This window comes from Streptomyces sp. PTL18 (assembly GCF_059510295.1).
In genome coordinates, this window is the sequence record NZ_JCAJZO010000036.1 from 1 (window position 1) to 24,185 (window position 24,185).

At 71.4% G+C, this 24,185-nt stretch carries 29 protein-coding genes and 1 pseudogene; 15 read left to right on the forward strand and 15 right to left on the reverse strand.

The window, feature by feature from the left end:
* The 15 genes and pseudogenes from AC5WS8_RS35460 to AC5WS8_RS35530 form a co-directional block, all read right to left on the reverse strand.
* Nucleotides 1–237 (reverse strand): annotated as a pseudogene (locus AC5WS8_RS35460) (MFS transporter); the annotation flags it as partial.
* Entirely contained in the window at nucleotides 234–1,460 is a 1,227-nt protein-coding gene (locus AC5WS8_RS35465) for an ATP-grasp domain-containing protein (RefSeq protein WP_435612759.1), read from the reverse strand. The gene AC5WS8_RS35465 and the pseudogene AC5WS8_RS35460, both read right to left, overlap by 4 nt.
* Before the next feature lie 213 nt (nucleotides 1,461–1,673).
* The gene (locus AC5WS8_RS35470) at nucleotides 1,674–1,976 is read right to left on the reverse strand and encodes a hypothetical protein (RefSeq protein ID WP_040896681.1); all 303 of its coding nucleotides are present in this window, start codon (nucleotides 1,974–1,976) and stop codon (nucleotides 1,674–1,676) included.
* Nucleotides 1,977–2,008: 32 nt separating this feature from the next.
* Nucleotides 2,009–3,244, reverse strand: coding sequence for an MFS transporter (locus AC5WS8_RS35475; protein ID WP_360964992.1), 1,236 nt, complete (start codon nucleotides 3,242–3,244; stop codon nucleotides 2,009–2,011).
* Nucleotides 3,241–3,744 carry a regulator gene (locus AC5WS8_RS35480; RefSeq protein WP_496107627.1) on the reverse strand — a complete coding sequence of 168 codons (504 nt, stop codon included), beginning with the start codon at nucleotides 3,742–3,744 and terminating at the stop codon, nucleotides 3,241–3,243. Before AC5WS8_RS35480 ends, AC5WS8_RS35475 begins: the two co-directional genes overlap by 4 nt.
* The gene (locus tag AC5WS8_RS35485) at nucleotides 3,741–4,583 is read right to left on the reverse strand and encodes a winged helix-turn-helix transcriptional regulator (protein WP_006143148.1); all 843 of its coding nucleotides are present in this window, start codon (nucleotides 4,581–4,583) and stop codon (nucleotides 3,741–3,743) included. The genes AC5WS8_RS35480 and AC5WS8_RS35485 overlap by 4 nt, the downstream gene beginning before the upstream one ends.
* A 42-nt stretch (nucleotides 4,584–4,625) precedes the next feature.
* Nucleotides 4,626–5,039, reverse strand: a complete 414-nt coding sequence (locus AC5WS8_RS35490) for a hypothetical protein (RefSeq protein ID WP_365604909.1) — start codon at nucleotides 5,037–5,039, stop codon at nucleotides 4,626–4,628.
* 10 nt (nucleotides 5,040–5,049) lie between these two features.
* Nucleotides 5,050–5,493 carry a hypothetical protein gene (locus AC5WS8_RS35495; protein ID WP_006143150.1) on the reverse strand — a complete coding sequence of 148 codons (444 nt, stop codon included), beginning with the start codon at nucleotides 5,491–5,493 and terminating at the stop codon, nucleotides 5,050–5,052.
* Nucleotides 5,490–5,972: a hypothetical protein gene (locus AC5WS8_RS35500; protein WP_496107628.1), complete on the reverse strand. Its 483-nt coding sequence runs from the start codon at nucleotides 5,970–5,972 to the stop codon at nucleotides 5,490–5,492. The genes AC5WS8_RS35495 and AC5WS8_RS35500 overlap by 4 nt, the downstream gene beginning before the upstream one ends.
* Nucleotides 5,973–6,067: 95 nt before the next feature.
* On the reverse strand, nucleotides 6,068–6,361 hold the full coding sequence (locus AC5WS8_RS35505; RefSeq protein ID WP_061915846.1) for an SH3 domain-containing protein: 294 nt from the start codon (nucleotides 6,359–6,361) through the stop codon (nucleotides 6,068–6,070).
* 180 nt (nucleotides 6,362–6,541) lie between these two features.
* A complete protein-coding gene (locus tag AC5WS8_RS35510; protein ID WP_399172613.1) occupies nucleotides 6,542–7,282 on the reverse strand; it encodes a hypothetical protein in 741 nt (246 codons plus the stop codon).
* Between the two features lie 16 nt (nucleotides 7,283–7,298).
* On the reverse strand, nucleotides 7,299–7,997 hold the full coding sequence (locus tag AC5WS8_RS35515; RefSeq protein WP_006143154.1) for a hypothetical protein: 699 nt from the start codon (nucleotides 7,995–7,997) through the stop codon (nucleotides 7,299–7,301).
* 18 nt (nucleotides 7,998–8,015) lie between these two features.
* A complete protein-coding gene (locus tag AC5WS8_RS35520) occupies nucleotides 8,016–8,501 on the reverse strand; it encodes a hypothetical protein (protein WP_061915839.1) in 486 nt (161 codons plus the stop codon).
* Nucleotides 8,498–9,040 (reverse strand): DUF4913 domain-containing protein, encoded by a 543-nt coding sequence (locus tag AC5WS8_RS35525; protein ID WP_061915836.1) that lies wholly within the window; start codon nucleotides 9,038–9,040, stop codon nucleotides 8,498–8,500. Before AC5WS8_RS35525 ends, AC5WS8_RS35520 begins: the two co-directional genes overlap by 4 nt.
* A gap of 253 nt (nucleotides 9,041–9,293) precedes the next feature.
* Complete coding sequence (locus AC5WS8_RS35530; protein ID WP_361226356.1) at nucleotides 9,294–10,049, reverse strand: DNA-methyltransferase; 756 nt, start codon at nucleotides 10,047–10,049, stop codon at nucleotides 9,294–9,296.
* A gap of 515 nt (nucleotides 10,050–10,564) precedes the next feature.
* Here AC5WS8_RS35530 and AC5WS8_RS35535 point away from each other — a divergent pair.
* The 15 genes from AC5WS8_RS35535 (at nucleotide 10,565) to AC5WS8_RS35605 (ending at nucleotide 24,172) form a co-directional block, all read left to right on the forward strand.
* Complete coding sequence (locus AC5WS8_RS35535) at nucleotides 10,565–11,698, forward strand: C40 family peptidase (RefSeq protein WP_351733933.1); 1,134 nt, start codon at nucleotides 10,565–10,567, stop codon at nucleotides 11,696–11,698.
* Nucleotides 11,699–11,833: 135 nt separating this feature from the next.
* Nucleotides 11,834–12,148, forward strand: coding sequence for a DUF6112 family protein (locus tag AC5WS8_RS35540; RefSeq protein ID WP_451548580.1), 315 nt, complete (start codon nucleotides 11,834–11,836; stop codon nucleotides 12,146–12,148).
* A complete protein-coding gene (locus AC5WS8_RS35545; RefSeq protein ID WP_496107629.1) occupies nucleotides 12,148–12,843 on the forward strand; it encodes a hypothetical protein in 696 nt (231 codons plus the stop codon). Before AC5WS8_RS35540 ends, AC5WS8_RS35545 begins: the two co-directional genes overlap by 1 nt.
* A 37-nt stretch (nucleotides 12,844–12,880) precedes the next feature.
* Entirely contained in the window at nucleotides 12,881–14,263 is a 1,383-nt protein-coding gene (locus AC5WS8_RS35550) for an SCO6881 family protein (RefSeq protein ID WP_496107630.1), read from the forward strand.
* An 81-nt stretch (nucleotides 14,264–14,344) separates the two neighbouring features.
* Entirely contained in the window at nucleotides 14,345–15,817 is a 1,473-nt protein-coding gene (locus AC5WS8_RS35555) for an SCO6880 family protein (protein WP_496107631.1), read from the forward strand.
* A gap of 55 nt (nucleotides 15,818–15,872) precedes the next feature.
* The gene (locus tag AC5WS8_RS35560) at nucleotides 15,873–16,325 is read left to right on the forward strand and encodes a DUF6238 family protein (protein WP_496107632.1); all 453 of its coding nucleotides are present in this window, start codon (nucleotides 15,873–15,875) and stop codon (nucleotides 16,323–16,325) included.
* Between the two features lie 28 nt (nucleotides 16,326–16,353).
* Nucleotides 16,354–17,868, forward strand: coding sequence for a putative type IV secretion/conjugal transfer ATPase (locus AC5WS8_RS35565; protein ID WP_496107633.1), 1,515 nt, complete (start codon nucleotides 16,354–16,356; stop codon nucleotides 17,866–17,868).
* 333 nt (nucleotides 17,869–18,201) lie between these two features.
* A complete protein-coding gene (locus AC5WS8_RS35570) occupies nucleotides 18,202–18,462 on the forward strand; it encodes a hypothetical protein (RefSeq protein ID WP_006143170.1) in 261 nt (86 codons plus the stop codon).
* A gap of 106 nt (nucleotides 18,463–18,568) precedes the next feature.
* Nucleotides 18,569–18,817 (forward strand): hypothetical protein, encoded by a 249-nt coding sequence (locus AC5WS8_RS35575; protein ID WP_189926037.1) that lies wholly within the window; start codon nucleotides 18,569–18,571, stop codon nucleotides 18,815–18,817.
* Nucleotides 18,807–19,733 carry a hypothetical protein gene (locus AC5WS8_RS35580; protein WP_496107634.1) on the forward strand — a complete coding sequence of 309 codons (927 nt, stop codon included), beginning with the start codon at nucleotides 18,807–18,809 and terminating at the stop codon, nucleotides 19,731–19,733. The genes AC5WS8_RS35575 and AC5WS8_RS35580 overlap by 11 nt, the downstream gene beginning before the upstream one ends.
* Before the next feature lie 30 nt (nucleotides 19,734–19,763).
* Nucleotides 19,764–20,537: a hypothetical protein gene (locus AC5WS8_RS35585; RefSeq protein ID WP_496107635.1), complete on the forward strand. Its 774-nt coding sequence runs from the start codon at nucleotides 19,764–19,766 to the stop codon at nucleotides 20,535–20,537.
* A gap of 84 nt (nucleotides 20,538–20,621) precedes the next feature.
* Nucleotides 20,622–21,623 carry a DUF8094 domain-containing protein gene (locus tag AC5WS8_RS35590; RefSeq protein WP_496107657.1) on the forward strand — a complete coding sequence of 334 codons (1,002 nt, stop codon included), beginning with the start codon at nucleotides 20,622–20,624 and terminating at the stop codon, nucleotides 21,621–21,623.
* 142 nt (nucleotides 21,624–21,765) lie between these two features.
* Complete coding sequence (locus AC5WS8_RS35595; protein ID WP_496107636.1) at nucleotides 21,766–22,281, forward strand: hypothetical protein; 516 nt, start codon at nucleotides 21,766–21,768, stop codon at nucleotides 22,279–22,281.
* A gap of 48 nt (nucleotides 22,282–22,329) precedes the next feature.
* Nucleotides 22,330–23,073, forward strand: coding sequence for a glycosyltransferase family 2 protein (locus tag AC5WS8_RS35600; RefSeq protein ID WP_189925636.1), 744 nt, complete (start codon nucleotides 22,330–22,332; stop codon nucleotides 23,071–23,073).
* Nucleotides 23,066–24,172 (forward strand): hypothetical protein, encoded by a 1,107-nt coding sequence (locus AC5WS8_RS35605; RefSeq protein ID WP_496107637.1) that lies wholly within the window; start codon nucleotides 23,066–23,068, stop codon nucleotides 24,170–24,172. Before AC5WS8_RS35600 ends, AC5WS8_RS35605 begins: the two co-directional genes overlap by 8 nt.
* The last annotated feature ends 13 nt before the right edge of the window (nucleotides 24,173–24,185 follow it).

Here is a 24,185-nt window from a genome sequence, read left to right on the forward strand (position 1 = left end):
AATCAGAAGCAGGGGAAGTCGGTCGGGCCGGGCGAGTCGGCCGCCGGCCTGCAGTCCGGCAACCATGCCGACAGCGGCGGCGAGCAGGACGAGCGACAGGCCGGCGGTGGTGAGGTGAGCGGCGTGCTGGACGGCCGGCATCCGGGCGCCCCAGACCGCCATCACCACGCCCAGGCCGAGGAAGTAGCTGGTCAGCAGGACACGGCTGCGGCGCACGGAAGCGTCGGCGCGGGTCATGCGGGGCGGCCACCCGCAGCAGGCTCGTCGGCCGTGTGCGGCACCAGGGCGACCTGCAGATGGCGCACAGCCTGCTTGGCGCGGGCCTGTGCGAGGTCCGCGGTGGGCGCGGTGGTGATCAGGTAGCCGATACGGGCGGTGAACATGTTGCCGCCGTCGGCCGGGAGGAGCAGCTGGTCGCCGACCTGGTGCTGGAAGTGCACGCGTTCCAACCAGCGCGGGCTGACGCCGTCGAATCCGAGGCGGAGCAAGGTGCCGGAGGTGTCAGGGTAGAGCAGCAGCATCGCGGCGGCCGAGGACCGGGTCGGGGTGAGGTCGGGGGCACGGCCGCAGGCGATGTCGGCGGCGGTGCGCGGCAGGTCGATGCCGGTGGCGAGCTGGACGAGATGGCCGATCATGTCACCGGCGATCCGGCCGTTGACCTCGACCAGCCGCGGCCGGCCGTCGACCAGCCGCATCTCGACATGGGAGACGCCGTCGGTGATTCCCAGGGCGTGGATCGCGGCGCGTGCCGCCGGTGCGACCACGTCGAGCAGTGGGTCGGCGGCGTCGACCGAGTGGGCCAGTTCCTCGAAATACGGCGGGGCGCTGACCGTCTTGCGGGTGACGGCCACCACGGTGGTCTCACCGCCGTAGGTGACACACTCGGCCGACACCTCGGGTCCGTCGAGATACTCCTCCACCAGCACGCTGGTGGACTCGAGTCCCAGCCCGGCCGCCTGGTCGGCGAACGCGAAGGCGGCGGTGAGCTGTTCGGGGGTGTCGGCGCGGATCACCCCGATGCTGGCCGCGTGCGCGGCGGGCTTCAGCACGACCGGGTAGCCGATCCGCTCGGCCGCCACCTGGGCCTCGGCACGCGTGCGCACGCTCACCGAGGCTGCCGACGGAACCCCGTGCCGGGCGAACAACGTACGGGAGGTGGCTTTGTTGCGGCATGCCTGCATGGCTTCCGGGGCAGTGGTGGGCAGGCCGAGCTGGCGGGCGAGGCGGGCGACCGGGACGAGGTACCACTCGGTCCAGGTGAACACGCCGGCAAGGTCGTAGCGGTCGGCCAGGTCCCGGCCGGCGGCGGACAGCGCCGCCTGGTCGGTCGGATCGGACACGACCACGCAGTCCCGCAGGTACGGCGTCTCCCACGAGGGCTCTTCGCCGGTGATCAGGACGACGTCGTAGACGGCGGCCACGGACTGAAGGCAGTACCCGCGGTACGCCTCGGCCTCCATGTCGGATGCGGCGACGACCAGGACGACAGGACGGTCGGGCAAGAACAGGCTCCTCAGAATCTAAAGAGGGGGCAGGGATATGTGGACGGCGGCCCTCGGCGGCGCAGGGCCGCTGAGTGTCCGGCGAGCAGCCGCCGCGAGCGGGGCCGGCGGAGCAGAGCGGCGAAGTCGGTGCCGGCCGAGGATGCTTAGGCGGGAGGAAACCGAGAACTGTCAGTCGGCACGACGGCGGCGCAACTCGAACGCCGCAGCCCAGTGCGGGTTTTCGCTGATCAGCCGACGGGCGTAGAGGGCGGTGAAGTTGTTGTTCAGCCCGGCGACCCCGTACGGGAGTTGGCGGCGCAGGTCCTCGAAGAGGTCCTTCACGCCGACGCGTGTGGCGCCGGAGGCCAGACGGCGGGCGGCCATGCGTTCCAGGGCCCGGTAGACGTTCGGGTTGTGGGCGTCGAAGGCGTGGAACTGCTCGGTGATGGTGCGACCGGTCGCGCGGTGCGATCCGAGGGCGGCGATAGACATGAAGTTCTCCACAGGCTGAGGACGCAGCAGGGTCAGGTGCGCAGGACGGGATCGGTGCGAAGGCGGGCGAAGGAGCAGAACAGGCCGATGGCCTGCAGGGCGGCGCATGCGGTGATGACGTGTCCCAGGGCGTCGGGCGGGGCGAGCGCGGTGAGTACGCCGGCGACGGGGAAGGGCAGCAGGAGGATGAGGATGGTCGCCGACAGGGTGCTGCCGAACTTCTCCGGAGGGATCAGGCGGGAGCGCAGGGTGCGCAGGACGACCGTCATGCCTCCTTCGCCCGCCATGAGGACCGCGACTAGGACGAGGTAGGACCGGTAGTCGGGGGCCTGGGCGGCGGCGAGACAGCCGAGTGAGGCGAGGGCGGCGCAGGCGGCGCCGACCGGCCACAGACCGAGGCGGTCGATCGCAAACCGGCAGAATGTGACGCTGAGGAGCGTCGCTGCGGCAGCGGCGGACCAGACGAGGCCGACGGCGGTGGTGGACTGCCCGAAGTGCTTGACGACGATCACGGGGCCGGCCGCTTGGAGAAGGCCGGTGGCCAGGTTGGACAGGGTCAGCCCGGTCACGAGCCAGCCGAGCGCGGGCAGCGAGCGGATGGTGCGCCACCCGGTGAGCAGTCCGGCGCCGGACTGCCCCTTCGGCGCGCGGGCCGGTGCCACGGGCGAGGGCGGGGTGCGCAGGGCGAGCATGGCAGCCAGCAGCGAGAGCACGCTGATCATTGCGAGCATCGGCGGCGGCCCGGCGAGCAGGAGCACTGCGGCGAACGCCGGCCCGGCCATGGTTGCGGTCTGGTCGATGCCAAGCAGGACGGCCTGGACACGGTGGGCCCGCCGTCCTGCTCGCCGTCCGGCGGCGGCGCCCGCGGTCTCGGCCGCGATATAGCTGAACTCGGTGAGCACGCCGGTCGTCGCCGCCAGCACCATCACGGTCGCGCCCGCCACGGTGCCGGACGGGTGGAGGTGGAGCAGGACCGCGCCAGCGGCGAGGGCCAGCGCCCTCCCCAGGGAGGCAAGGTGGAAGACCACCGAGGCACCGCGCCGGTCAACGACCGAGCCGGCCCACCCGAACGCAGCCAGCCGCGGAATCCACTCCAGGGCGAAGGCGGCGCCCGTCAGCGCAGCGGATCGCGTCGTGGCTAGGACAAGCAGCGGGATGCCGTAGGTGGACATCGCGAACGCCAACGCGTCCGCCGTGCGCGGCAGGTAGATGCTGCGCATCAGCCCGCCGGTGTGGCGTGCGTGCCGCGGTGTGACCGCTGCGCTCACGCGACCGGCTCAGGCTCGGGCACCCTGGCCACCTGGGGGTTGTCGGCCAGCCACTGGATCAGGAGGGTGCGGGGACGGGCCAGCCCCGCCTCGGCACCGTCGCCGGTCAGCGGAGAGAGAGCGTCGGCGCGCTCGGTGGAGAGCGACAGTGCCAACAGGTCGAGGACGTGCCGGATACGGCGGCTGAACTCGCAGACGGGGGCCGGGACGGCGTGACGCCGGGCCCAGCGAGCCATCGCGTCGTACAGGTCGGCCAACTCCGCTCCTGCCTCGGTAAGTTCGAGACCGGAGCCGGGTGCGATCCGGACGAGGCCGTGGGCGCGGGCCGTGTCGGAGGCGCTTCGCAGTTGGTGCGTGGAGAGGTCGGGCAGGGTGCCGGCCAGCCGTCGCGGCGGTATGGCGCCGTTGTCGTCGATCTCGGTGACCAGGCGGATCAAGGAGCGCGAGGCGAGAAGTTCGACGGCGTGGCGTACTTCGGCAGGGGTGAAGGGGGTGCTCATCGGCGCGGGCCTCCCGCCGGGATGGCTGCCTTCGGGCGGGCGGTCGTAGCGTGCGAGAAGAGATCGCGGTGGTGCCACGCCGGAGAGGATGCGGTCGTGCGAGCGGGTGGGAGCGCCGCGGGGGTCGGCCGTGGCTGGCTGCTGAGCCACGGCCTCGGCGCGGGCTTCGCCTGCGGGTGTCCCCAGACCGGGTGTTGGGCCGCCTGGTCGAGGCTCTGCCCGGCGGACCAGGCGGACAGGGCGCCGAGCACGGGGCCAAGGCCGTCGCCGGCTGCGGACAGCCGGTAGGGCTGGCCGATGCCGTCGGTGTCGACCAGGCCGTCGGCGACGAGCTGCCGCAGCGGCGGATAAATGTTGGTCCAGTCGCTGCTGGGCATCACGATCCGGGCCAGAGCCCGGCCGCTGACCTCCTGTCGGGACTTGAGCACCCACAGGATGGCGGCGGCGTGGCGCCGGGTGAGCAGGGTGAGGCCGTCCTCGATCTGCTCGATCGCGGGCAGCGGACCGTCCGCCTTCTCCAGGTGTTCCTCGGCCCAGGTGACGATCACCGGCAGGACCGGCAGCAGGGCCGCGCCACGTTCGGTGTGGCGGTAGCTCACGTGCCGTGCGGTGTGTTCGGTGCGTTCGACGAGTCCGGCGTCGCACAGAGACTTGAGCTTGGGGTGGAGCTGGCCGTTCTGCAGCCAGGACACCTTGGCCGCCAGCTCGCTGTAGCGCAGCGGCGGGCCGGAGAGGGCCAGGAGGATCCTCACGTTCCAGCGTGGGGTGATCATGGCGAGGGCCTCGGTGACCCGGGCGATGTCGGCGTCGGTGTCAGGGGGCAGAGCGGTGATGGCCAAGGGAGGAACTCCTGGGTGAAGGAAAGAGAGAGATCGCCTGGGTCAGCGGCTGTGTGCCGGGCTCGGCACCGGTAGAGGCGGAGCTGGAACGGACGGCGAGGGAGCCGGCGGGGCAGGCGTCGAAGCCGGGACGCGGGCCAGGCTCTGCAGGACGGCGGCGACCGACTTGGCCTGGACGTCGCGGACGGCGACGGCTTCGGCGAGCCGGCGTGCACCGTCGAGGAGGTGGGAGACCTCGTGCGGGTCGATCTGCCGCTCGGGGTGGATGAGCCGGGCGAGGTGGTCGCGGTGGACGTCGATGCTGCGCTCGGCGAGGGCGAGGTCGTCGTGCATGCCGAGCAGGGCGGAGAGCATGCCGGGCGGCTGGTCCTGGGCGTGGGCTTCGAGGTCGGCGAGCGGCGCGCCGTACAAGTCCTCGATCCGTCCGGCTATGTCGGTGGACGTGAGGTGGGGCAAGCGTGGGCTTTCACGGTCGGCGGGCCCGGGCCGCCCCGGCACGCTGCGGTGCCGGGGCGGCAGACGGGGGCAGGGTTGCGGTGGCCCTGAGCTGAGCCGTTCGTACGGGCCGAGCCTGCTGGGCAGGCGGGGGCATGGTGCGCAGCAGTCCGCCGAGGGCGGCGCGGTAGCCGTCGCGGGCCTCCAGTGCGGCTTCCAGCCACTGCGCGTCGAAGCGGAGCTTGTCCGCCGACAGTTCGCCCATGTCGCGGTCCGGGTCCATGTCGGCGTGGACGCGGTCGCGGACGCGGGCGACCTGCTCCTCGGTGAGCGCCAGGAACGAACGCAGCTCCAGGGCACGGGCGAGCGCGGGCGAGGCACCTGGGCTGGCAGCCGTCTCGTACAGCTCGGGTAGCGGGTTGCCGAAGACCTTCTGCAGGTCGGCGTCCATGGTGCTGGCCTTGTCCCGGCTCATCGGGCGGTCCTTGCCGGCCGCCACGCCGATGCCGGTGCGGCTGTGCCGGCGGGCCGGTGGGGAGCGCTGGTCTGCACCGCCGGGCCGGTTCGGGGCCGGAGGCGGGCGAGGCGCTGGGCGGCGAGGTCATCCTTCCCCGGGGCGTCCGGGTCGAGGAGCCAGCGCACGACCATGGCTCGGCCGTCGCGGGCGGTGACGGCCGCGTTCACCCGGTGGGCGAGGCCCATCGTCGGATCGTCGATCTCGCTGGGCTGGGTTTGCAGCGCAGCGAGGAGGTCGTCCTCCGCACGCTCCAGCACGGACTGGGCCTCGACGAGAAGGCCATGCCACTTGACGACGTCGGTGGCATCGGGATTCGCGGTCGGCGCGGCGGCGACCGCGGCCTTCAACTGGTCCATGCCCATGTCGAAGCGCGCTTCGATCCGTTCGGTGAGCACGCCCACGACATCCTCAGACTCATCGGATATGCCATCGGGCAAAGGGAAATCTCCTGTTCTGGAAAGGCCGATCCCTGGGGTGGGAGGGGCTGCCGTACCCGGTGGCTGAGCCGCTTACGGGCACCTGCTGGGCTCTGTCAGTCCAGGCACATTCGGACGTCGCGGTAGACGTACGTTCCGGAGACCCAGCCCTTGACCCCGGTGGTCTTGTCCGTGATGTAGAGCCAGTTGCCGCTCTTCTTGTGCACGGTGAACTTGTGGCTCTTGTAGAGCACGCCGAGCGCGGTGGACTTCGTGGTGGCCTTGGACCGGATGGTCACGGCCTTGGTGTGTACCTCGTACGGCAGCGGCGGCTGGGACGAGCAGCTGCTCGCGGGGGTCGCGCTGGCGGTGGTGGCGGACAGCACAGGCAGAGCGAGTGCGCCGAGCATGGCTGCGGATATGGCAATTCGGGTGGAGCGCATGCGGAAGAAACCTCCGTGAAGGCATAGGGATTGCGGGGAAGGTGCCGCGGGTGTTGTCCCGGCGGCTGTATAAGAGTCCGGATATTCGCCGGTTTGGCTAACCGGCGATCGTCGGCTATGTTGCGCCGCCCTGGTCGGCTTTGACGCTCAGCGTGAGCGGCCGGGCGGGCGCGGGGCAGGAGCCTTCGGCAAGCCGGCCGGGCGGCTAACTGCGGCTGCTGGGCGGACCGGCGGAAGAGGGCCGGCCTCGCCCGCGAGGCGGTCGTCGCACCACTGCAGTGCCTCGCCGAGCGTGTCGAAGCCGCCCTCGCGCAGGGTGTGCGTCCACGTCTCGGTGTCGACCTCTTCGACCACGACGCGGAACGGCGAGGGAGCTCGCTCGTCCAGGGCACGCAGGGCCACGACGATGACCATGTCGTCCGGGTCGTCGCTGGTGTAGGAGTAGCCCATGGCGTAGTGGTCGCCGTCGCCGGCGAGGCGCAACTCCAGCGCGCGCGTGGCCTCGTCCGCTGGCGGCGGGCCCAGTGGGGCGAGGGCGATGGCATCGGACGGACAGCCACGGTGGATGAGCCAGGACTGCGCCATCGCGGGCAGCGGCAGAGGGGCATGCTCGAAGCTGAACGTCCGCTTCTCGCGGTCCCGTTGCAGATGCACGGCGAGCACCTGCGGCATGCCGGGGTGCCCCCAGGTGGTGGTGCGGTCGAACAGGACGTAGTAGCTGTGCGGGCCGTCGTGGTGTTCGGCGAGGGGAACGAGCATGTCCTCGTGGACGGCGACCTTGCGGTAGAAGTCGAGGTATTTCTCCTCGTCGGCGTCGAGGTCGTCCAGGTCGAAGTCGACTTCGGGGAGGGACTTCCGGTCCGGCGCCGGGTCGGTGGGAGACAACAAGGGCCTTTCGGTGAAGTCAGCGCCGCTGCGCCGGGGTGGGCCGCGATGCGCCGGGGCGAGCCGGGACCTTCGGCGCCTGCACCGTGGGAGCCCGGCGGGCGGCGAACAGCGCGGCCCGTCCGGCGTCGGTGAGCGCGACCGGCTGGCCTGCGTGCACGGGGTGGCCGGTGTCCCGGACGACCAGGCCGGCGTCCTCCAACTGCTGCAGCTTGGCGTGGGGGATGCGGGTACCGGAGGCGGCTGTGACGGACATCCGGCCGGTCAGCAGGTGTTCGTAGAGCTTGGCGCCGCCGGCGATGGCGAGCAGCGCCGCCTGGTCATCCGTCGAGAGCTGCCGTGCGTCGGGCGCGGAAGCCGCCGCTGCGGCTTCGATGGGCTCCAGGGCGGCGAGCACCGCCCGGGCGGCGGCGTCCCGCGCGGCGGCGGCCTCTTCCAGCTGGTCCACGGTGCGGTCGATGCGCGTGAACAGGGCGCTGTCGACGTCGAACTCGCCGCTGGACAGGCGGTTGAGGAGCCGGAGGTAGAAGGTGACGCTGGTCTGGGCCTTGGCCAGTTCACGGTGCCGGTCGACCAGGTGGGCGTGCTGCTCGTCGAGGACGCCGCGGTCGCGGTAGGCCCACAGGGTGTCGATGTCGTGCCCGGTGACGGCTTGGAGGCGGTGGTCGAGCGGGGAGACCGCGCGCCGACCTGGTGTCGGCGCGGGTGGAGGGGGCATAGGCGGACCTCGGTGCGTTCAGCGGGTGTGATGGTGCGCGGGGTTTGGGGCGGGACGGGGCAGCCCCGGCAGTGCGGTGGGCGGCGGACCGGGCCGGGGCACGGGAGCGCGGGTGGTCAGCTGCGGGGAACGCGAGCGTGCCGCGTGGGTGCGGGCGCTCAGCGGCCGGCGGGTCATCCCCAGGCGGCGGCCGACCTCGTCGTAGACGTCGTTGCCTGCTCGCGGCCGGATGGCGACGACGTGGATCTCCTTGGGATGCGCGGACTCCGCGGGTGCCGGGCGGACGCCGTAGACGACGCGCCAGTCCTTGCGCGAGTCCACGAACAGCTTCCGGAATCCCTCCAGGTCACCGTCGAGACGCAGGCCGAAGCGCTGCGCGTTCACGACTTCCTGCAGGTAGGCGAGGGTGAGGTCGCGGATGTCGCTGGGGGCCTGGAGGAGATCGGTCAGCGCGCGGGGGTCGAAACTGAGTCCGAAGGCGGGCTGTCCCGCTCCCGCGGTCATGACGTCGGCTCGTCCGGTTCGGCGGCTTGTGTCGTGTTCGCCGTCTCCGTGCGCACGGACGGCGGCGGACCGGGCAGAAGGCGGTGCGCGGGCCGGTCGGGCGAGGTCATGCAGGCCGACAGCGGCCCACCCGGCGCGCGGATCGCCGCGACGGCGTGGGTGAGAAAGTCCCGGTGCCACACGAACAGGCCGGACAGCCCGGCTTCGGGATCCTTGTGCTGCTGGTAGGCGAGCCACAGGGCGTGGAGCCAGGCCACGACGTCGTCGTGCTCCTGCCACTGCAGGCACCAGGGTGCCGCGGTGGTGACCTCCGCCCCGTACACCGGGAGGAAGAAGTCATCCACCCAGTCGGACAGGGCGTCGAGTTCGTCCTCGCGTTCTTCTCCGTCGAGTTCCAGGATCGGGCGGGGCTCCGGTGGAGCGGCGGGAGGCGGCCCGCCGAGTCCTGGCATGCCGAAGGCGGCGAACGGTGATCCGCTGGGCGGCGGGGCGGACGCGAGGTGGTCGAGCTGCTGAGCCTGTTGCGCCGACTGCTCCATGAGCCGCCGCACGCTCGCCTCGATTCCCTCCAGCTGTCGATCCGGAATACGAACCGGCTCCAACTCGCCATCGTCAGGCGACTTTGTTGATTCGGACATTGAAAAGCTCGGCCTCCTACGAGACACGGGATGAGAAAAGGACGGAAGCGTCTGCGCGCGGCCCATCCGGCGAGCTGCACGGCCACTACGGCGGTATGTCGCCGACGGCTACGCTTGGGGAGCCGGTCGCCTTGGCAGCAGGCAAGGACGGGGCTCAGCCGGTAAGGTCCACGTCGTCCTGCGTGAGGGTCCGGCGGGTCGTCTCGGTGAGCCGGTCGGCCGCGATCGACGCGTAGTGCTCGGTCTTCTCCACGCCGATGAAGTCCCGGCCTTCCAGCAGAGCGGCCACACCCGTGGAGCCGGAGCCGGCGCAGAAGTCGAGGACCGTGCCGCCCTCGGGGCTGATCTTGACCAGCTCGCGCATCACCTCGACCGGCTTCTGCGTGATGTGCCGGCGCTGCGCGCCCGAGGGCTGCGACGCCGAGTACATGCCGGGCAGATAGACCGGGTTCCGGGAGCCGTCGATCGCCCCCTTCGACGCCCAGACGATGAATTCGCAGTTCTGGGTGAACCGGCCCTTCTGCGGCCTGGCCTGCGGCTTGTGCCAGGCCAGCACACCGCGCCACAGCCACCCGGCGGCCTGGATCGCGTCCGTCGTCGTCGGGAGCTGACGCCAGTCGGTGAACAGCAGCGCGGTCCCGCCGGTCTTCGTCAGACGGTGCGCTTCGGTCATGATCTGCGTCAGCCAGAACGCGTAGGACCTCTGGTCCATGTTCTCGCCGGTGAAGTCTGCGAGGTCGTTCTTGGCATCGGCGGAGGTGTACTTCTGCTTCGCGGAGCGGGTGGTGCGCTCCTTCGCGGTCCGGCCACCGCTGTTGTACGGCGGGTCGGTGATGACGGAGTCGACGCAGCCGTCCGGAAGGCCGGAGAGAACGGCAAGGGCGTCGCCCTGGTGAAGGGAAAAAGGCAAAGAGGGGCCCCTATTCGGGTGCGGATTCACGGTGGGAACTAGCCGCCTCGCACAGGAGTCCTCGCAGGCCGGAAGTGGGCGTGCAGAAGCCCAGGGCCGCAGACCGAGGAGGCGAGGGGAGTCCAAAAACTGTAGAGGCGAATCCGCCGACGACCAAGAAGTGCCGTGCGAGGGTGCCGGATTCCGGCACCTCGCGCCAGCTTTTTGGTCAACCGCCAATCCGCATCTACTGTTTTTGAACCGCCCGGCGCACACCGCCGCTGGCTACTCCCCCGCCACACCTCACGGAGGTACCCCCTTGCCCCGGCACACCTAGCTCACGGCCCGGCCAGCTGGGAGCGAGCGGCAACTCGCCCCACATCGGTCCGCCTTGATCGCCCACCCCGGCCGCCGCGCCCTTCCACCACGCCTCGCGCACGCGGCACGCCGGACACCGCACCCCCGAAGGACACGCTCATGACGTCTCGCTACCCACCCCTGCCCGACCTCGCTGACCCACGAGCGGTCCGCTCCGGTTGAAGGCGCTCGCCGCCGGCATCGGCGTCGTCTTCCTCTCCCCGCTTCTGCTCGCCGGCACCGGCATGATGATGGCGTCCTCCGCGAACGCCGTTCAAAGCAGCAGCAGCTCCCTCATCTGCCTGAACGACATCAACACCGGCAAGGTCGCCGAGCAGGTCACCAAGATCCTCGACGGGGCGTCCGGCAAGAACGTCCACGTCGAGGGCCTGGACCTGCCCGCCGAGCAGGTGCCCAATGCCCAGACGATCGTGGCCACCGGTATCAGCCTTGACGTCCCCAAGAAGGGCCAGGTCATCGCGCTCGCCACGGCGATGCAGGAGTCGAGGCTGCGCAACCTCAACTACGGCGACAGGGACAGCCTTGGGTTGTTCCAGCAGCGTCCCTCCCAGGGCTGGGGCACCGCCGAGCAGATCCGTGACCCGACGTACGCGAGCGAGCAGTTCTACAAGCACCTGCTCAAGGTGCACGGGTGGCAGCAGATGACCGTCACCCAGGCCGCCCAAGCCGTCCAGCAGTCCGGCTTGCCGGACGCCTACGCGCAGTGGGAGCACCTGGCCACCGCGCTGCAGGAAGCCATCGCCAAGACCTTCCCCGGCGCCGGCAACAACAAGGACGCCAAGGAGCCGAACCCAGGCAAGGACCCGGGAGCCGGCACTACCGGCTGCGCTCCAGGCCAGGACGGCTCCGGCTTCGGCCCGATCCCCGAGGGCAGCGTCCCGAAGGGATACAAGATCCCCAAGGACGCCGACCCGAAGGCACGCAACGCCATCGAGTGGGCGATGCACCAGCTCGGCACCCTCTACCAGTGGGGCGGATCCTGCACCAACGCCCACGGCCCCGACCCGATGGGCCGCTGCGACTGCAGCTCGCTGATGCAGCAGGCGTACGCACACGCCGGCGTCACCCTCAGCCGCACCACGTACACGCAGGTAAATGAAGGCAAGGCGGTCTCGGCCGCCCACCTCAAGCCCGGTGACCTCATCTTCAGCCGCGGCACGGCGAGCCGTCCCGAGCACGTCGGCATGTACATCGGCGAGGGCCTCGTGATCGAGGCACCGCGCACCACCAAGCCGGTCCGGATCACCCCGATCAAGGACTGGACGATTCTCGCCGCCCGCCGCGTCATCTGACGCCCCCGCCCGGACACCGCTCCGAACAGGCCCGGCCACGGCGATCTCCGCGCCCCGAGCGCATCTCCCCTCTGCTTCCCCTCTACCCGCCGGCCCCTCGTCTGGCCCGCGTATGCAAGGAGCCCCGCCACACCTATGTCCCTCCCTCTCGCAGACCGCGTCATCCAGCTCGCCTACGACCCAGGGATCTCACCCAAGGGCGGCGGCCTGCCCGGCCTGAGCGTGCTGAAGAACGTCGTCAACTCGATCAACATGTTCGGGATCATCGCCGTCGTCGGCGCCCTCGCTGTCTCGCTCGGCGTGTGGGCCTGGGGCCACCACACCGGTGGCCACCAGGCCGAGGCCAACGGCAAGAAGGGCGCCGTCGTCGCCGCGGGCGCCGCCCTCGGCCTCGGCGCCGCGAACGGAATCGTCGCGTTCTTCTCCGCCCTCGGCTCGCAGGTTCACTGATGCGGAACCGAGTCCCCACCCTCTCGCTGTCCTCTTACGGCGTCGGCTGGTCGGCCAACCGGCGCATCGCCATCGTCACCGCGGCCGTCGCCGTCCTGCTCGCCATCGCCGCAGCCGTCGCCTGGCTGTCCGGCAGCGGCAACGCCCACCGGGATCCGACCGCTGCCGGGCCGGCCGCGACGCGCAGCCCGTCCTCCTCCGAGGCCCCCGCCCCGAAACCCGAGGTCGGCTCCGGTTCCGTGCCCGAGCCTCCGCAGATCGCCGAGCCGGTCGCGTACGCCAAGGCAGCAGCCCAGATGCTGTGGTCCTACGACACCCGCGACACCAGCCGCGACCAGCAGCTCGCCGGCATGCGCGCGTGGATGACCAAGGAGCCCACCTACGCCGACTGGGCGTCCGTCTCCGGCCAGGTCCCGGATCCGGTGCTGTGGTCGCGGATGGCCGACCAGGACCAGCACGCCACCGCCCGCATCACCGAAGGCCACTACCCGGGCGCGTTCAAGCAGGCCCTCGCCGAGGACCCCTCGGCGATCACCGAGGCGTACATCTACGTCGTCACCGTCAACGGCAAGCAGCAGATCGCCTGGAAGAAGGGCGGCGGCGGAGCCGAAGACCGCGCGGTGACCCTCGCCGTGCAGTGCCGCCCCGGCCACGACTGCTCCCTGGCCGCCATCGCTCCGAGCGTCACGCAGTGACCCGCGCCTGACACGAGACAAGGAGGAGTAACTCCCCGTGGGTTTCTGTGATTACCCCCTGGCGGACAAGCTGTGCGCCGTCGGCGACGCGGTCGATTTCGCCTCGGACCCTGGCAAGGCCATCGGTGACTGGATGGCGAAGTCCGCAGGTGAGCTGGCTGCAGCAGCGGCCGACTTGGCCGCCAAGGCGGTCAACACCACCACGAGAGTCGACCTGAACGCCGGATGGTTCCGCGACAACTACGAGATGCTGCTGCCACTGGGCCTGGTCCTGCTGGTCGCCACCTTCTGCGCGCAACTCGTCCGGGCCGCTGTCAGACGCGACGGACAAGCCCTCACCCAGGCGTTCACCGGCACCATGTCAGGGGTCCTGTTCGCCTTCTGCGCCATCGCCCTGACCACGGTCGCCGTCGAAGTCGTCGACGCCGTCAGCGACGGCCTGTTCAAGACCGCGCACCTGAACATCGAGTCGGCCGTGCGCCGCATCGTCAAGGTCAGCCAGATCGGGTCCCTCGCCGGACTCGGCTGGCTCGTCCCGGTCGTCGTCGGTCTCGGCGCCGCCATCGGCGCCTTCCTCTACTGGTGCGTGATGATGGTCCGCAAGGTCGGCATCCTCGTCATGGTCACCCTCGCCGTCTTCGCATCCGCCGGCGGCGGCTGGGAAGTCGCACGCCGCTGGCGCAAGGGGTGGATCGAAGCTACCGCCACCCTGGTGGTCTCCAAGCTGCTGATGACCGTGATCTTCGTGCTCGGCATCGCAGCCATGGGCAAAACCGACGCCACCGACGGCATCGCCGCCCTCGCCGACGTCATGTCCGGCATCGTGATCATGATCCTGGTGCTGCTGTGCCCGTATGCCGTGTTCAAGTTCGTGCACTGGGCGGCCGACGGCACCGACGGCGAGTCCATCCACCGCGCTGGCGGCGCCGGAGCGCAGATCGCCAAGGCCCACGCCGAGAACGCCGCCCGCAAGGCCGCGGCAGCAGCGGCCACCGCCGGAACCGGCGGCGCGGCAGCCGGAGTGGGTGTCGCCGCCGCGCAAGGCCCCGACGCCGCAGGCGGAGGCGGATTCCCCGGCGACATCGCCGCCAACCCGACCGGCGACAGCGGCGGCAGCAAGGACGCTTCGCAGGGTGGCGGAACGGGCGGCTCGCCCGGTGGCGGTGCCATGAAGTCCGGCCTGGAGAAGGCCGTCCAGCCCGCGCCGACGAGCGTCTCCGACGACACCAGCGGCCAGGTGGGCGGCAGCCCGGGGCCGGGCGGATCCGGCGCGAGCGCCGCGTCCGGCCAGCAAGGCGGCTGGCAGTCAGTGCCGCCGACCACGACCCCGCCGCCGCAGGGCGCACCACCGTCCCCTGGGGCACAGAACGCCACGCCCGGCGGGACGGCCTCACCGCCGCCGCCTGCGACCGGCCTGTGATCCCCTGCCGTCTACCGGGGGCGGGACGTGCACGCCACCTCCCGCCCCCGGGTTCCACCCGCGCCTTTCAGGACCCGCCCCTTGACTGATCTCTCCGTCGCTCCGGTCACGGTGAAGTTTCCGCACCGGTCCCGCCGCGGCATCCTCCTCGGCCTCTCCCTGCCCCAACTCGTTCTTGTTTCCTGCACGCTGGCGCTGCTGCTGATGACGGTGGTCTCCACCGGGCTGGTCGGCGCCGTCGCCCTGGCACCGCTGTGGGCGGCTTCCGGTGCGCTCGTGGTGATCCGTCGGCACGGACGCTCCCTGATCGACTGGGCGCCGATCGTCGCCCGCTACGCACAGCGCCGACGCACCGGCCAGACGCTCTGGCTCGCCCGGCCCGTCACCCGGCCCCGGCAGGACGGCGTCCTCCACCTGCCCGGCACGGCCGCCTCCCTCAAGGTGGTCACCCCCGGCGACTCCGCCAACGGCGCCGCGGCCGTGCACGACCCGCACCGGCAGACCCTGACCGCCATCGCCCGGGTCAGCAGCCGCGCCTTCGCCCTCCTCGACCCCGCCACCCAGAACCACAACGTGGGCAGCTGGGGACGCGCGCTCGCGGGCATCGCCCGTACCGGGCACATCGCCACCGTGCAGGTGCTGGAACGCACCGTCCCCGACAGCGGCGACACCCTCACCCGCCACTGGGCCCAGAACGGGCAGCCCCAGACACCGGTCGCCGGACAGATCTACTCCGAACTGGTCGCCTCGGCCGGTCCCGCCGCCGCACCCCACGAGACCTACCTCGCCATCTCCCTCGATCTGAAGGCCGCCCGGCGCCTGATCTCGCAGGCCGGCGGCGGGCTGCCCGGGGCGTTCACCGTCATGGAGCAGACCACCGCGTCCATCGCCCAGGCGGTCCGCAACGCCGGACTGATGGTCACCGGGTGGCTGACCGCGCGGGAGATCGCCGCCGTCATCCGCACCGCCTACGACCCGGGGGCCCTCGCCGCACTCCAGCAGTGGTCCGACACCGGCCGCGCCGAGGCCGATCCCACAGCCGCAGGTCCCGTCGTCCAGGTCGAGGAGTACGACCGCCTCGCCACCGACAGCGCACGGCACGCCACATATTGGGTGGAGAACTGGCCCCGCACCGAGACGAACGCCGGATTCATGCACGGCCTCATGTTCACGGCCGGCGTGCGGCGCAGCCTGTCCCTCATCTACGTACCGCAGGGGCTCGAGTCCGCGCTGCGGGACGTCCAGCGCAAGAAGGCCGCGATCATCGCCGACGCCAACGAGCGCGCCCGCCGCGGGCAGGTCGACAGCGAGGAAGACTCCGTCGAGTACGCCGACGTCAAACAGCGTGAGCGCCAGCTCATCGCCGGGCACGCGGACGTCGCCCTGACCGGCCTCGTCACCGTCACCGCCGAGACCGACGCCCTCCTGGACGCCGCCTGCGCCCAGATCGAGACCCACGCCGTCACCTCGGGCGTCGACCTGCGACGGCTGAACTACCAGCAGCCCGACGCGTTCGCCGTTGCCGCACTTCCCCTCGCCCGCACCACCCTGTAGCTGCCGGTTCGCCCCCGCACCCCGCTCCCGCCTCTTTGGCGGCAAGGACCTCCCATTGATCCCTCCCCGTCCCAGCGCGCCCGACGCGCACCCTTACCTTCGGGCCGCCACCGCAGGCGTCCGCCACCACGCTCGTGCCCTCAACCGTGCCGCGCCCCCGGATCGCGGGCACCTCGACACTCTCCACGCCCACCTCACCGAACTACACCGGTTCATCGACCAGTTGGCCGAGGTAGCAGGGCCCCCGCATCCTGCAGCAGGCCGCCACCTCGCCACCGCGCACACCCGGCTGTGGCAGGCCACGACCGAGCTCCACTCCGCCTTCCACCTGCTGCCGGGCAAAACAGCGCAGGCAGACACGGAGACGAGCGCGTGCCATCCGGAACGGCTGCCCGAAGGGCCGCCCGTGCTGACCATCTGCCAACGCCACCTCGCTGCCGGGCACAGCATCCGGCGCAAGACCACCCCCACCAACCTCCGCCCGCACACCGCGGCCTGCGTGCGATGAGCACCACCCGCAGAATCGAGGGCCCCCGATGAGTCACCGGCCCGCTCGCCGCGCCCGCCGCGCCTCCGCCAGCCCGCTGTTCACCCCGCACGGCACCGACCGGGCCAGCCGCAAGGCAGCCCGCCGCCAGCTCGCCGAAGCCACCGCCAAGGCCCGCGCCGAAGCCAGCGCCCACCAGGCAGAGAGCACACCCGCCGAGCACGAGATGCCCGCTCCGCTCTACCCCCCGAGCGGACGCCCCGGGCCCGCCTCCGCCCGCAACAACCGGCTGAAGCTGCCCGCCCACCGCATGACCACCGCCGTGGCCGCTGGCGCCTACCCCTTCCTCGCCGAAGGCGGGCTCGGCGCCGAGGGCATCTACATCGGCCGCGACGTCCACGCCGAGGCATCGTTCGTCTTCGATCCGTTCGCGCTGTACGGCAAGGTCGAGGGCTTCACCAACCCCAACCTCCTGCTCGCTGGGGTGATCGGCCAGGGCAAGAGCGCGCTCGCCAAGTCCTTCGCGCTGCGTTCGGTGGCCTTCGGCTACCGCGTCTACGTCCCGTGCGATCCCAAGGGCGAGTGGACACCGGTGGCTCAAGCCCTCGGCGGCCGGTCCGTCGCTCTCGGCCCCGGACTGCCCGGACGCCTGAACCCCCTGGACGCGGCCCCGCGACCGGACAGCGTCACGGAGGCCGACTGGGTCGGCGAGATCCGCAAACGGCGCCTGCTCCTGCTCGGCTCCCTCGCCCGGACCGTCCTGGGCCGGGACCTGATGCCCATGGAGCACACCGCCCTCGACGTCGCCCTCGACGCCGTCGTCACCCGCGCCGCCGCCACCGGCCGCACCCCGCTCCTCGGCGACGTCGCCGCCACCCTCAACACCCCCAGTGCGCTCGACGAAGCCGCCGGCATGATGTCCGGCCAGCTCGGCGACGCCGCCCGCGACCTGGCCCACGCGATGCGCCGCCTCGTCCACGGTGACCTGGCCGGCATGTTCGACGCCCCATCCACCGTCGCCTTCGACCCGCACGCGCCGATGCTCACCATCGACCTGTCCCGCCTGGGCGGATCCGGCGACGACACCGCCCTCGTCCTGGCCATGACCTGCGCAAGTGCCTGGATGGAGTCCGCCCTCTCCGACCTGAACGGTGGCCGGCGCTGGATCGTGTACGACGAGGCGTGGCGACTGATGCGGCACGTCGGCCTGCTGCAGCGGATGCAGGCCCAGTGGAAGCTCAGCCGCGGCCTCGGTATCGCCAACCTCATGGTGATCCACCGGCTGTCCGACCTGCTCACCGCCGGCGACGCCGGATCACAAGGCCGCGCCCTCGCCGAGGGCCTCCTCGCCGACTGCAGCACCCGGATCATCTACCGCCAGGAGACCGACCAACTCCACGCCGCCGCCGCCCTGCTCGGCCTGACCTCTGTGGAAATGGACGCCATCGCGCACCTCAACCGGGGCCGTGGTCTGTGGAAAGTCGCTGGCAGATCCTTCATCGTCCAGCACCTGCTGCATCCCAACGAGCTGGCGCTCTTCGACACCGACGCCCGAATGCATTGAAAAAGCGTCTAGTTCACGAATCCTGACAACACCCCATCGAAGGACTCTCGTATCTCCCCGCGTGACCCGGACTTCGACCTGTACGACAACGTCGGCCGCGACGCCGACCAGATCCACGCCGCCCGGTACAACCTCGCCACCCGCGGCGACCTGAAGCGGTGGGCGCGACGCGACGCGCAGCCCTTCCGCGACGCGCATCCGCTGCCGGACCAGCCCTGGCCCGCACCTGATCTCACCCCCTACCTGGACGCCCTCGCCGCGGCTCAGACTCCGGCAGAGATCGAAGCAGTCACCGACCACGTCCTGGACGCCGCCGAACCTGCACTGCGCGCCGTGAGCGACTACCTCGTCGCCGCCGCCCGGTGGCGGCGGGAGAACCGCGGTGCGGCCAAGGGATCTCCCTCAAACCTGCTGATGACGGCGGCCAGCCGGGCGCTGTCGGTCCTGGCCCTCGCCGACGAGGCCGGCCTGAGCAGGCTGCGCGCCGCCTACGACCCGGCTCCCACCCCCGCGACACCGACCGGCGGCCAGCCTGGGGCCAGCGCAGGCGTCCCGCCCGCTCCTCCGTCCCCCGGTACCGCACCCCGCCGATAGCTCTCTTTCTGCGATTCCAGTCCCGCCCGACTCTCGCAAACGCGATCCCGAGGGACCACCACTGTTGATCGACACGGCACCGCCACCGCCTGCACACGGAGTCCTCTTGAAACGTCCCCCTCACCTGAACGCCACCGAATGGGCCGAATACCAACAACGCCGAGCCGAAGTCGACGACCTCATGGCACAGGTCGCCGACCAGGACGCCCAGATGGAACACGACCTGATCGCCACCCACGACGAGTACGAACTCGGCTTCAGTCAGGAGTCGCAGCCGGGAGTCACCCCCACTGGACGGACGCCTCCACCGCACCGATCTCCCGCCTCCTCCCGCGTGAGGAACCGTGGCCGCTGACGAAGCGAGCACCCCAGACTCCCGCCGCGTTGCCTCGCTCGCACCGCTTCCCGACCACCGCAACGTGGACACCCCGTGGTGGCAGGAGCTGTGGCGTCGCCACGCGCACATCACCACGCCGCTGCGGGCGCGCGGCCTGCAGTGCGACATCGAGTTCGGCCTCAGCGCCTACATCGTGCGCGTCTCTCTCCCCGACGACAGTTACCTGATCATCGGTCCGCCGCAGGAGCCGTCCTCCGAGCGCCCGCCCGGAGACCCCGAGGGCTGGATCGCGACGCGTGAGCACCCCGACGACCCGTCGCTGTTCGAGGTCCTCTACGACTCGGCCCCCTCCGACGACCCCGGCGCTCCCCAGCGGCCCGAAGCCCGCCACGGCGGCAGCGCCCAGCCCCTGATCGAGGCGATCAACCACCGCCTGGCCAAGCTCGGACTGCTGCCGCACCCCGTCTTGCCCGGCGAAAGCCCACACGTGCACTCAGCCCAGCCGACGCCCCCGCCCCAGGCCCAGGGCGTCCCCGGCACACCCGACGACGCTCCCATCTACGTCTACGGCGACGCGCTGCGCGCTCTGACCGACCGGCTCAACGGAGCGGAGTCGCATGCGGATACTGCTGCCCTGCTGCACCAGATCCTGGAGCCCACCGACGGACTGCTGGCGCAGCTCGGCGAGTTCTTCGAAGCAGCCGGGGAGAAAGCCAAGGAAGCGGAGGAGGACGACGGCTCCGACCTGTCGTACGACCTCGCCGACGCCGCCGCCGAGATCCGCAACCTCGGAGAGGTCCTGCACGTGGCCGAGGACAGGATGCGGGCCCTCACTCCGCTCGCGTCGGCACCGCGACTGCCCTCCAGCCCGGCCCGTACACCGTCCCTGCCCCCGCGAGTGCTCCCGCCGGCACAGCCGCGGCACACGCGCTGACCCCGGACCACCGCTTCCCTCCCGGAACACATGACTTCACTCCGCACCGACCTGGCCGCCTTCGCCGCCGCCCTTTCCGCGCGCCTGCCCGGCACCTGGACCAGCCAGTACCAGCGCCACTCGCAGTACGCCGACCAGTTCCCCCGCACCGAACAGCTCTGGGACACCGGCCACGTCGACTACGTCGTCAGCCAGTACGTCCTCACCCACGACGCCGTGCTCCACGGGCCGGCCGACCAGCGGCTCTACGTGACCGACCGGCCTCGCTACCCGCACCAGTTCGTCGTCGCTGCGCTCGCCCCCGACGGCGCGCGCATCAAGCCCCACCACTTCGCCGGAGTCGCGGAACCCAACGGCATCGCCGTTCCCAAGGACCCCGCGCGGGCGGCAGCACGCATCGCCCGGCGGCTGCTACCCCGCTACGAACAGGCCCTGCGGGCGGTCCTCAACAACGCGGAGCACCAGCCCCAGCCTCCGCACCGGCCCGCCCCACCGCAGGTCGACCAGGTCCTCACCCTGACCCTGTACAGCGACGGAGCCCTCGGCGCACCGTACGAGAGCGTGCCGGTGGATGCCCGCATGACCCTGTACACCCACGGCTTCCAGTACCACCCGCACCAAGCAGCGTTTCTCCTGCCCACCGCCTACGGGGACACCGGTCGTGCCCTTCGCGTCCACTCCGTGGTCCAGCAGCTCACGGCCAAGGGCATCGGCGTGAACCTGCGCCACTCGGCGCCCACCACCAGCGCCGCCCTGCCGCCGGCCTCAGCGAAGGCCGTGTCCCCGCTCCGCCGTACGCGCTGACCCCCCTGCCCCTAGATCCTTGGAGTCTCCATCCGCATCGCCCGCCGCACCCTGCCGCTGTTCGTCGGCGCCGCCTGCCTCGCCCTGGCGCTCACCGGTTGTGCCACCGACAACGATGCTGCCGTCGCCAAGCAGACGCCCAGCGCCAGCAGCGCGCCGCAGCCGGCGCCTGCCCTCAGCGCCGCCCAGGCCCGCGCCGTCATCACCCACTACTCGCAGATCAACAACGAGGCCAACGCCGATCGCAACCGCGCCCTGCTCGGCACCATCGAGGACGGCCCTCTGTACGCCATGTCCGTCTCGGACTACGCCGAGACCGAGGGACTTCCCGCGGCCGACCGCACGCCCTACAAGCCCTGGTCCTACGACACCGCCAGCACCAAGCTGTACATCCCGCGCCTGGCCGCCGGACAGGACCGCTGGTTCGCCGCCGCGCTCTCGGACGACAAGGGCAAGGCCCCCTCGCGTCTGGCGGTGTTCGCCGAACGACCCCAGCACAAGCGCTGGGAGATGGTGTCCGTCGTCGACCTCGACAGCCCGAAACTGCCGGACATCGCACTCGACCACGACGGGTACGCGACGGCCGTCGCCGCCGACGGCAACAAGCACCTCGCCGCCGACGCCGGCGTTCTGCGTGCCGCGGTGCTCGACAACTTCGCCACCGGCGGCACGCACACCGGGACGAAGGTCTTCACGCCGACCACGGCGAGCAAGCGGCAGATCGAGGTCCACGACAAGACCGGCACCCGCTACGGGGACCAGGGCACCACCGTCTTCGCCGGCGCCGACAACCGCTACAAGGACGCCTACGCCCTCAAGACCACCGACGGCGGCGCGCTAGTTCTCTTCTCCCACATGCACACGCAGACCGACGCCGTCGCGCACTCCGGCCTGCAGATCAACCCGGGCAAGGAGGACCGGGCCTGGCTCCACGATGTGCCCCGCACCTCCATCAGGTACACGTTCGTGTGCAACGACGCCGCCACCGTCCCCGCGAAGGCTGCCCCGTCCCGCCTGATCGGCTACACCTGCGCCCGCACCGATGCCTCCGGCCCGCCGGTCCCGTCCTGGTCGGCCCGCGTGTAGACGCACCCGCGCGCCACCTGATGGCCGCCGAACATTTCCCGCCCCCCTGCTTGCTGCGGAGAGCTCCCTGTCCACTCGCTCCTTCATCGCCCGCCCCACCGTCGGCACGGGCTACACCGGCATCCACGTCCAGCTCGACGGCGTGCCCAGCCACCACCTCCCCCTGCTCCTGGCCGCCTACCAGTACAAGTTCGGACGCGACATCGAGGCCATGTGCCGGCACCTCATCGACGACGTCGCCGTCGGCTGGGACGAACTCGGCACCGATCTCCTCGACGATGCCCCGCCCGCACTCGTGACCGCGCTGACCGGCGGCAACCACTGGCCCAGCCGAACCCTCGACCACCTGGTCACCCCGGACGGCTCGCCGCCGGTACGCATGTCGGTCACCAACGAGACCGCCGATGCGCAGGACATGGAGTGGGGGTACGTCCTGCACAAGGAGGGCGTCGAGGTGATCAGCCTCCTGCACGATGACATCGGCCCCATCGTGAGCTGGGCCATCGACCCGCGCACCGCCTTCAACGACCACCCGGCGGCTTGGTCCTCCCGCGACTCCCCGCCCGCTATCCGGGCATCGCGCAGCACGCCGAGTCCGAGCGCTCCTGCCGCAGCCCCGGCAAAGGCCAGCCCCTCGCGCCCCACCGCCCGCCGCTAGCTTTCCCTCGTCTTCCCGGAGCCTTCCCTGCCCCCGCGCACCACGCCCTTGATCACCGTCGTCATCGCCAGCCGCCTGCGCGAAGACCGGCTCGACTACCTGACAGCCATGCATGCGAGCCTGACCCGGCAGTCCGTGCCATGGGAGGCCGTGATCGCGCTCGACGGTGCCTCGCCCAACCGCCTGCCGGCCCCGCTCGCACAGGATGCCCGCGTTCGCACGCTTGCGCTTCCCCGGCCGGTCGGCGCCGCCTGCGCCCGGAACCTGGCCCTCGGCCATGTGCGCACCCCGTACACCAACTGGGCGGATGACGATGACGAGTTCACCGACGATGCGATGGCTCTACGGCTGAACACCCTGGAGTCCACCGGGGTCGGCTGGTGTGCCGGCTGGAGCGAGGACCAGCACCCCGACGGCTCGACCACCCTGTGGCGCTGCCCCACGCCGCCCGGCCGGCACGAGGCCGGTGACGTGTGGACGTACTGGAAGTCACCGGCGGACACCATCCCGATCGGGCCGACTACGATCCTCGCCCGCACCGACCTCGTGCGCGCCGCGCCGATGGGCGGCCTCGTCCAGGGCGAGGACTACTGCGCGGCCCTCGGCGTCACCGCTCTCGCGCCCGGGATCCTGCTGCCGGTCCCCGTGTACCGATACCGCAAGTGGAACGGGCAGATGACAGCCCAGGTCGGATATGACCAGCTGGAGGCGGCTGCCCGTGAGCACGCCTGGGCGTACGGCCGCAGCCTGCGCGCCGTCCTGCGCGGCGGCGAGGACCTGGTCCGTGACTGAGGCGCAGATCATCCTGGCGCACAGCCGGGAGTCCGGGATCGTCGCCATCGCCTCGGGCGAGCGGTTTGCCTGGGCGCACACCGCCCTCGCGGAGAGCGGCTTCCAGCGGGACGACGAGGGCGTCTGGCACCTGCCCGCGGACGGCACCCAGACCACCGTGGTCGACCTGGTCACGTGCGCGAAGCGGCACCGCACCCGCGTGCACACGAGCAGCCGCCGGTTCATCGGCGACGCCGCCCGCGACCTCGCGCGCCTACTGCCCGGCCAGTGGCACGCCTCGGTCGAGATCTACTCGCACCCCGCCTGGCAGGAAGACCTCGTCCCCTGGATCTGGGACAGCGGCGAACTCGGCCGCGCCGTCCAGACCGAGCGAATCCCCTACGCCGCGCTCCTCACCGACGCGGTGCAGCGCACCGCGCTGCTGTTCATCGAACGTCCCGGCCGTCAACTCGACTACCTGGTCGGAGCCTTCTCGCCCGAGGGACTGGAAGGGGGCTACGGCGATCCCCACGCCCCGCGCAGCATCGTCCTGCCGCCGTTTGCCGGGCGGGCTGCCCAGGCCCTCACCGGCCGGTACCTCCCCGCCTACGAGCAGGCCGTCCACGCCCGCCAGACGGCGGCCATCGCCGCCGTGCTCGGGGACATCCGCTGCGAGCACGACACCTGGCAGGCCATGAACGCCTCCGGACGCTACAGCGACGCCACCCCGCTGAGCGCCGCCGCTCGCGGCGCCGCGACGGAGTTGTTCCTCGACCACGCCTGGCGCCGTTTCCTGACCGTCGTCGACCACGCCCCGGCGCTGCTCGACCGGTGCCGACCCGCGAGCAGCCCGTGGCCCGACGACGCCGCGGCCCTCTCCCGTCTGGCCGACGCCGTGATCGATGCCGAGACCCTGGTCGACGAGATCGTCCACGGCGGTTTCGTGCCGGAGCAGGAGCGCCGAGCACGCGCGTGGTCGGCCATCGAGACCTGGCTCACTGACGGCGAAACGTTCTTGCGTCAGGCCCGCATCAGCGCACCCCACCGCCGCCCGGCCCTGCCCGTCGCCGCGCCGGCCCGCCCCTTCACCACGGCCCGGCCCGCGCACCGCGGCCCCTGACCCTTCCGCCCCA

Excerpts from the sequence above, each read along its gene's own strand:
- AC5WS8_RS35545 (WP_496107629.1), top strand. The coding sequence starts at position 12,148 with ATGCGGAACCGAGTCCCCACCCTCTCGCTGTCCTCTTACGGCGTCGGC.
- AC5WS8_RS35480 (WP_496107627.1), bottom strand. The coding sequence starts at position 3,744 with ATGAGCACCCCCTTCACCCCTGCCGAAGTACGCCACGCCGTCGAACTT.
- AC5WS8_RS35505 (WP_061915846.1), bottom strand. The coding sequence starts at position 6,361 with ATGCTCGGCGCACTCGCTCTGCCTGTGCTGTCCGCCACCACCGCCAGC.
- AC5WS8_RS35515 (WP_006143154.1), bottom strand. The coding sequence starts at position 7,997 with ATGCCCCCTCCACCCGCGCCGACACCAGGTCGGCGCGCGGTCTCCCCG.
- AC5WS8_RS35565 (WP_496107633.1), top strand. The coding sequence starts at position 16,354 with ATGAGTCACCGGCCCGCTCGCCGCGCCCGCCGCGCCTCCGCCAGCCCG.
- AC5WS8_RS35470 (WP_040896681.1), bottom strand. The coding sequence starts at position 1,976 with ATGTCTATCGCCGCCCTCGGATCGCACCGCGCGACCGGTCGCACCATC.
- AC5WS8_RS35495 (WP_006143150.1), bottom strand. The coding sequence starts at position 5,493 with ATGAGCCGGGACAAGGCCAGCACCATGGACGCCGACCTGCAGAAGGTC.
- AC5WS8_RS35465 (WP_435612759.1), bottom strand. The coding sequence starts at position 1,460 with ATGGAGGCCGAGGCGTACCGCGGGTACTGCCTTCAGTCCGTGGCCGCC.
- AC5WS8_RS35520 (WP_061915839.1), bottom strand. The coding sequence starts at position 8,501 with ATGACCGCGGGAGCGGGACAGCCCGCCTTCGGACTCAGTTTCGACCCC.
- AC5WS8_RS35585 (WP_496107635.1), top strand. The coding sequence starts at position 19,764 with ATGACTTCACTCCGCACCGACCTGGCCGCCTTCGCCGCCGCCCTTTCC.
- AC5WS8_RS35540 (WP_451548580.1), top strand. The coding sequence starts at position 11,834 with ATGTCCCTCCCTCTCGCAGACCGCGTCATCCAGCTCGCCTACGACCCA.
- AC5WS8_RS35525 (WP_061915836.1), bottom strand. The coding sequence starts at position 9,040 with ATGGAGCAGTCGGCGCAACAGGCTCAGCAGCTCGACCACCTCGCGTCC.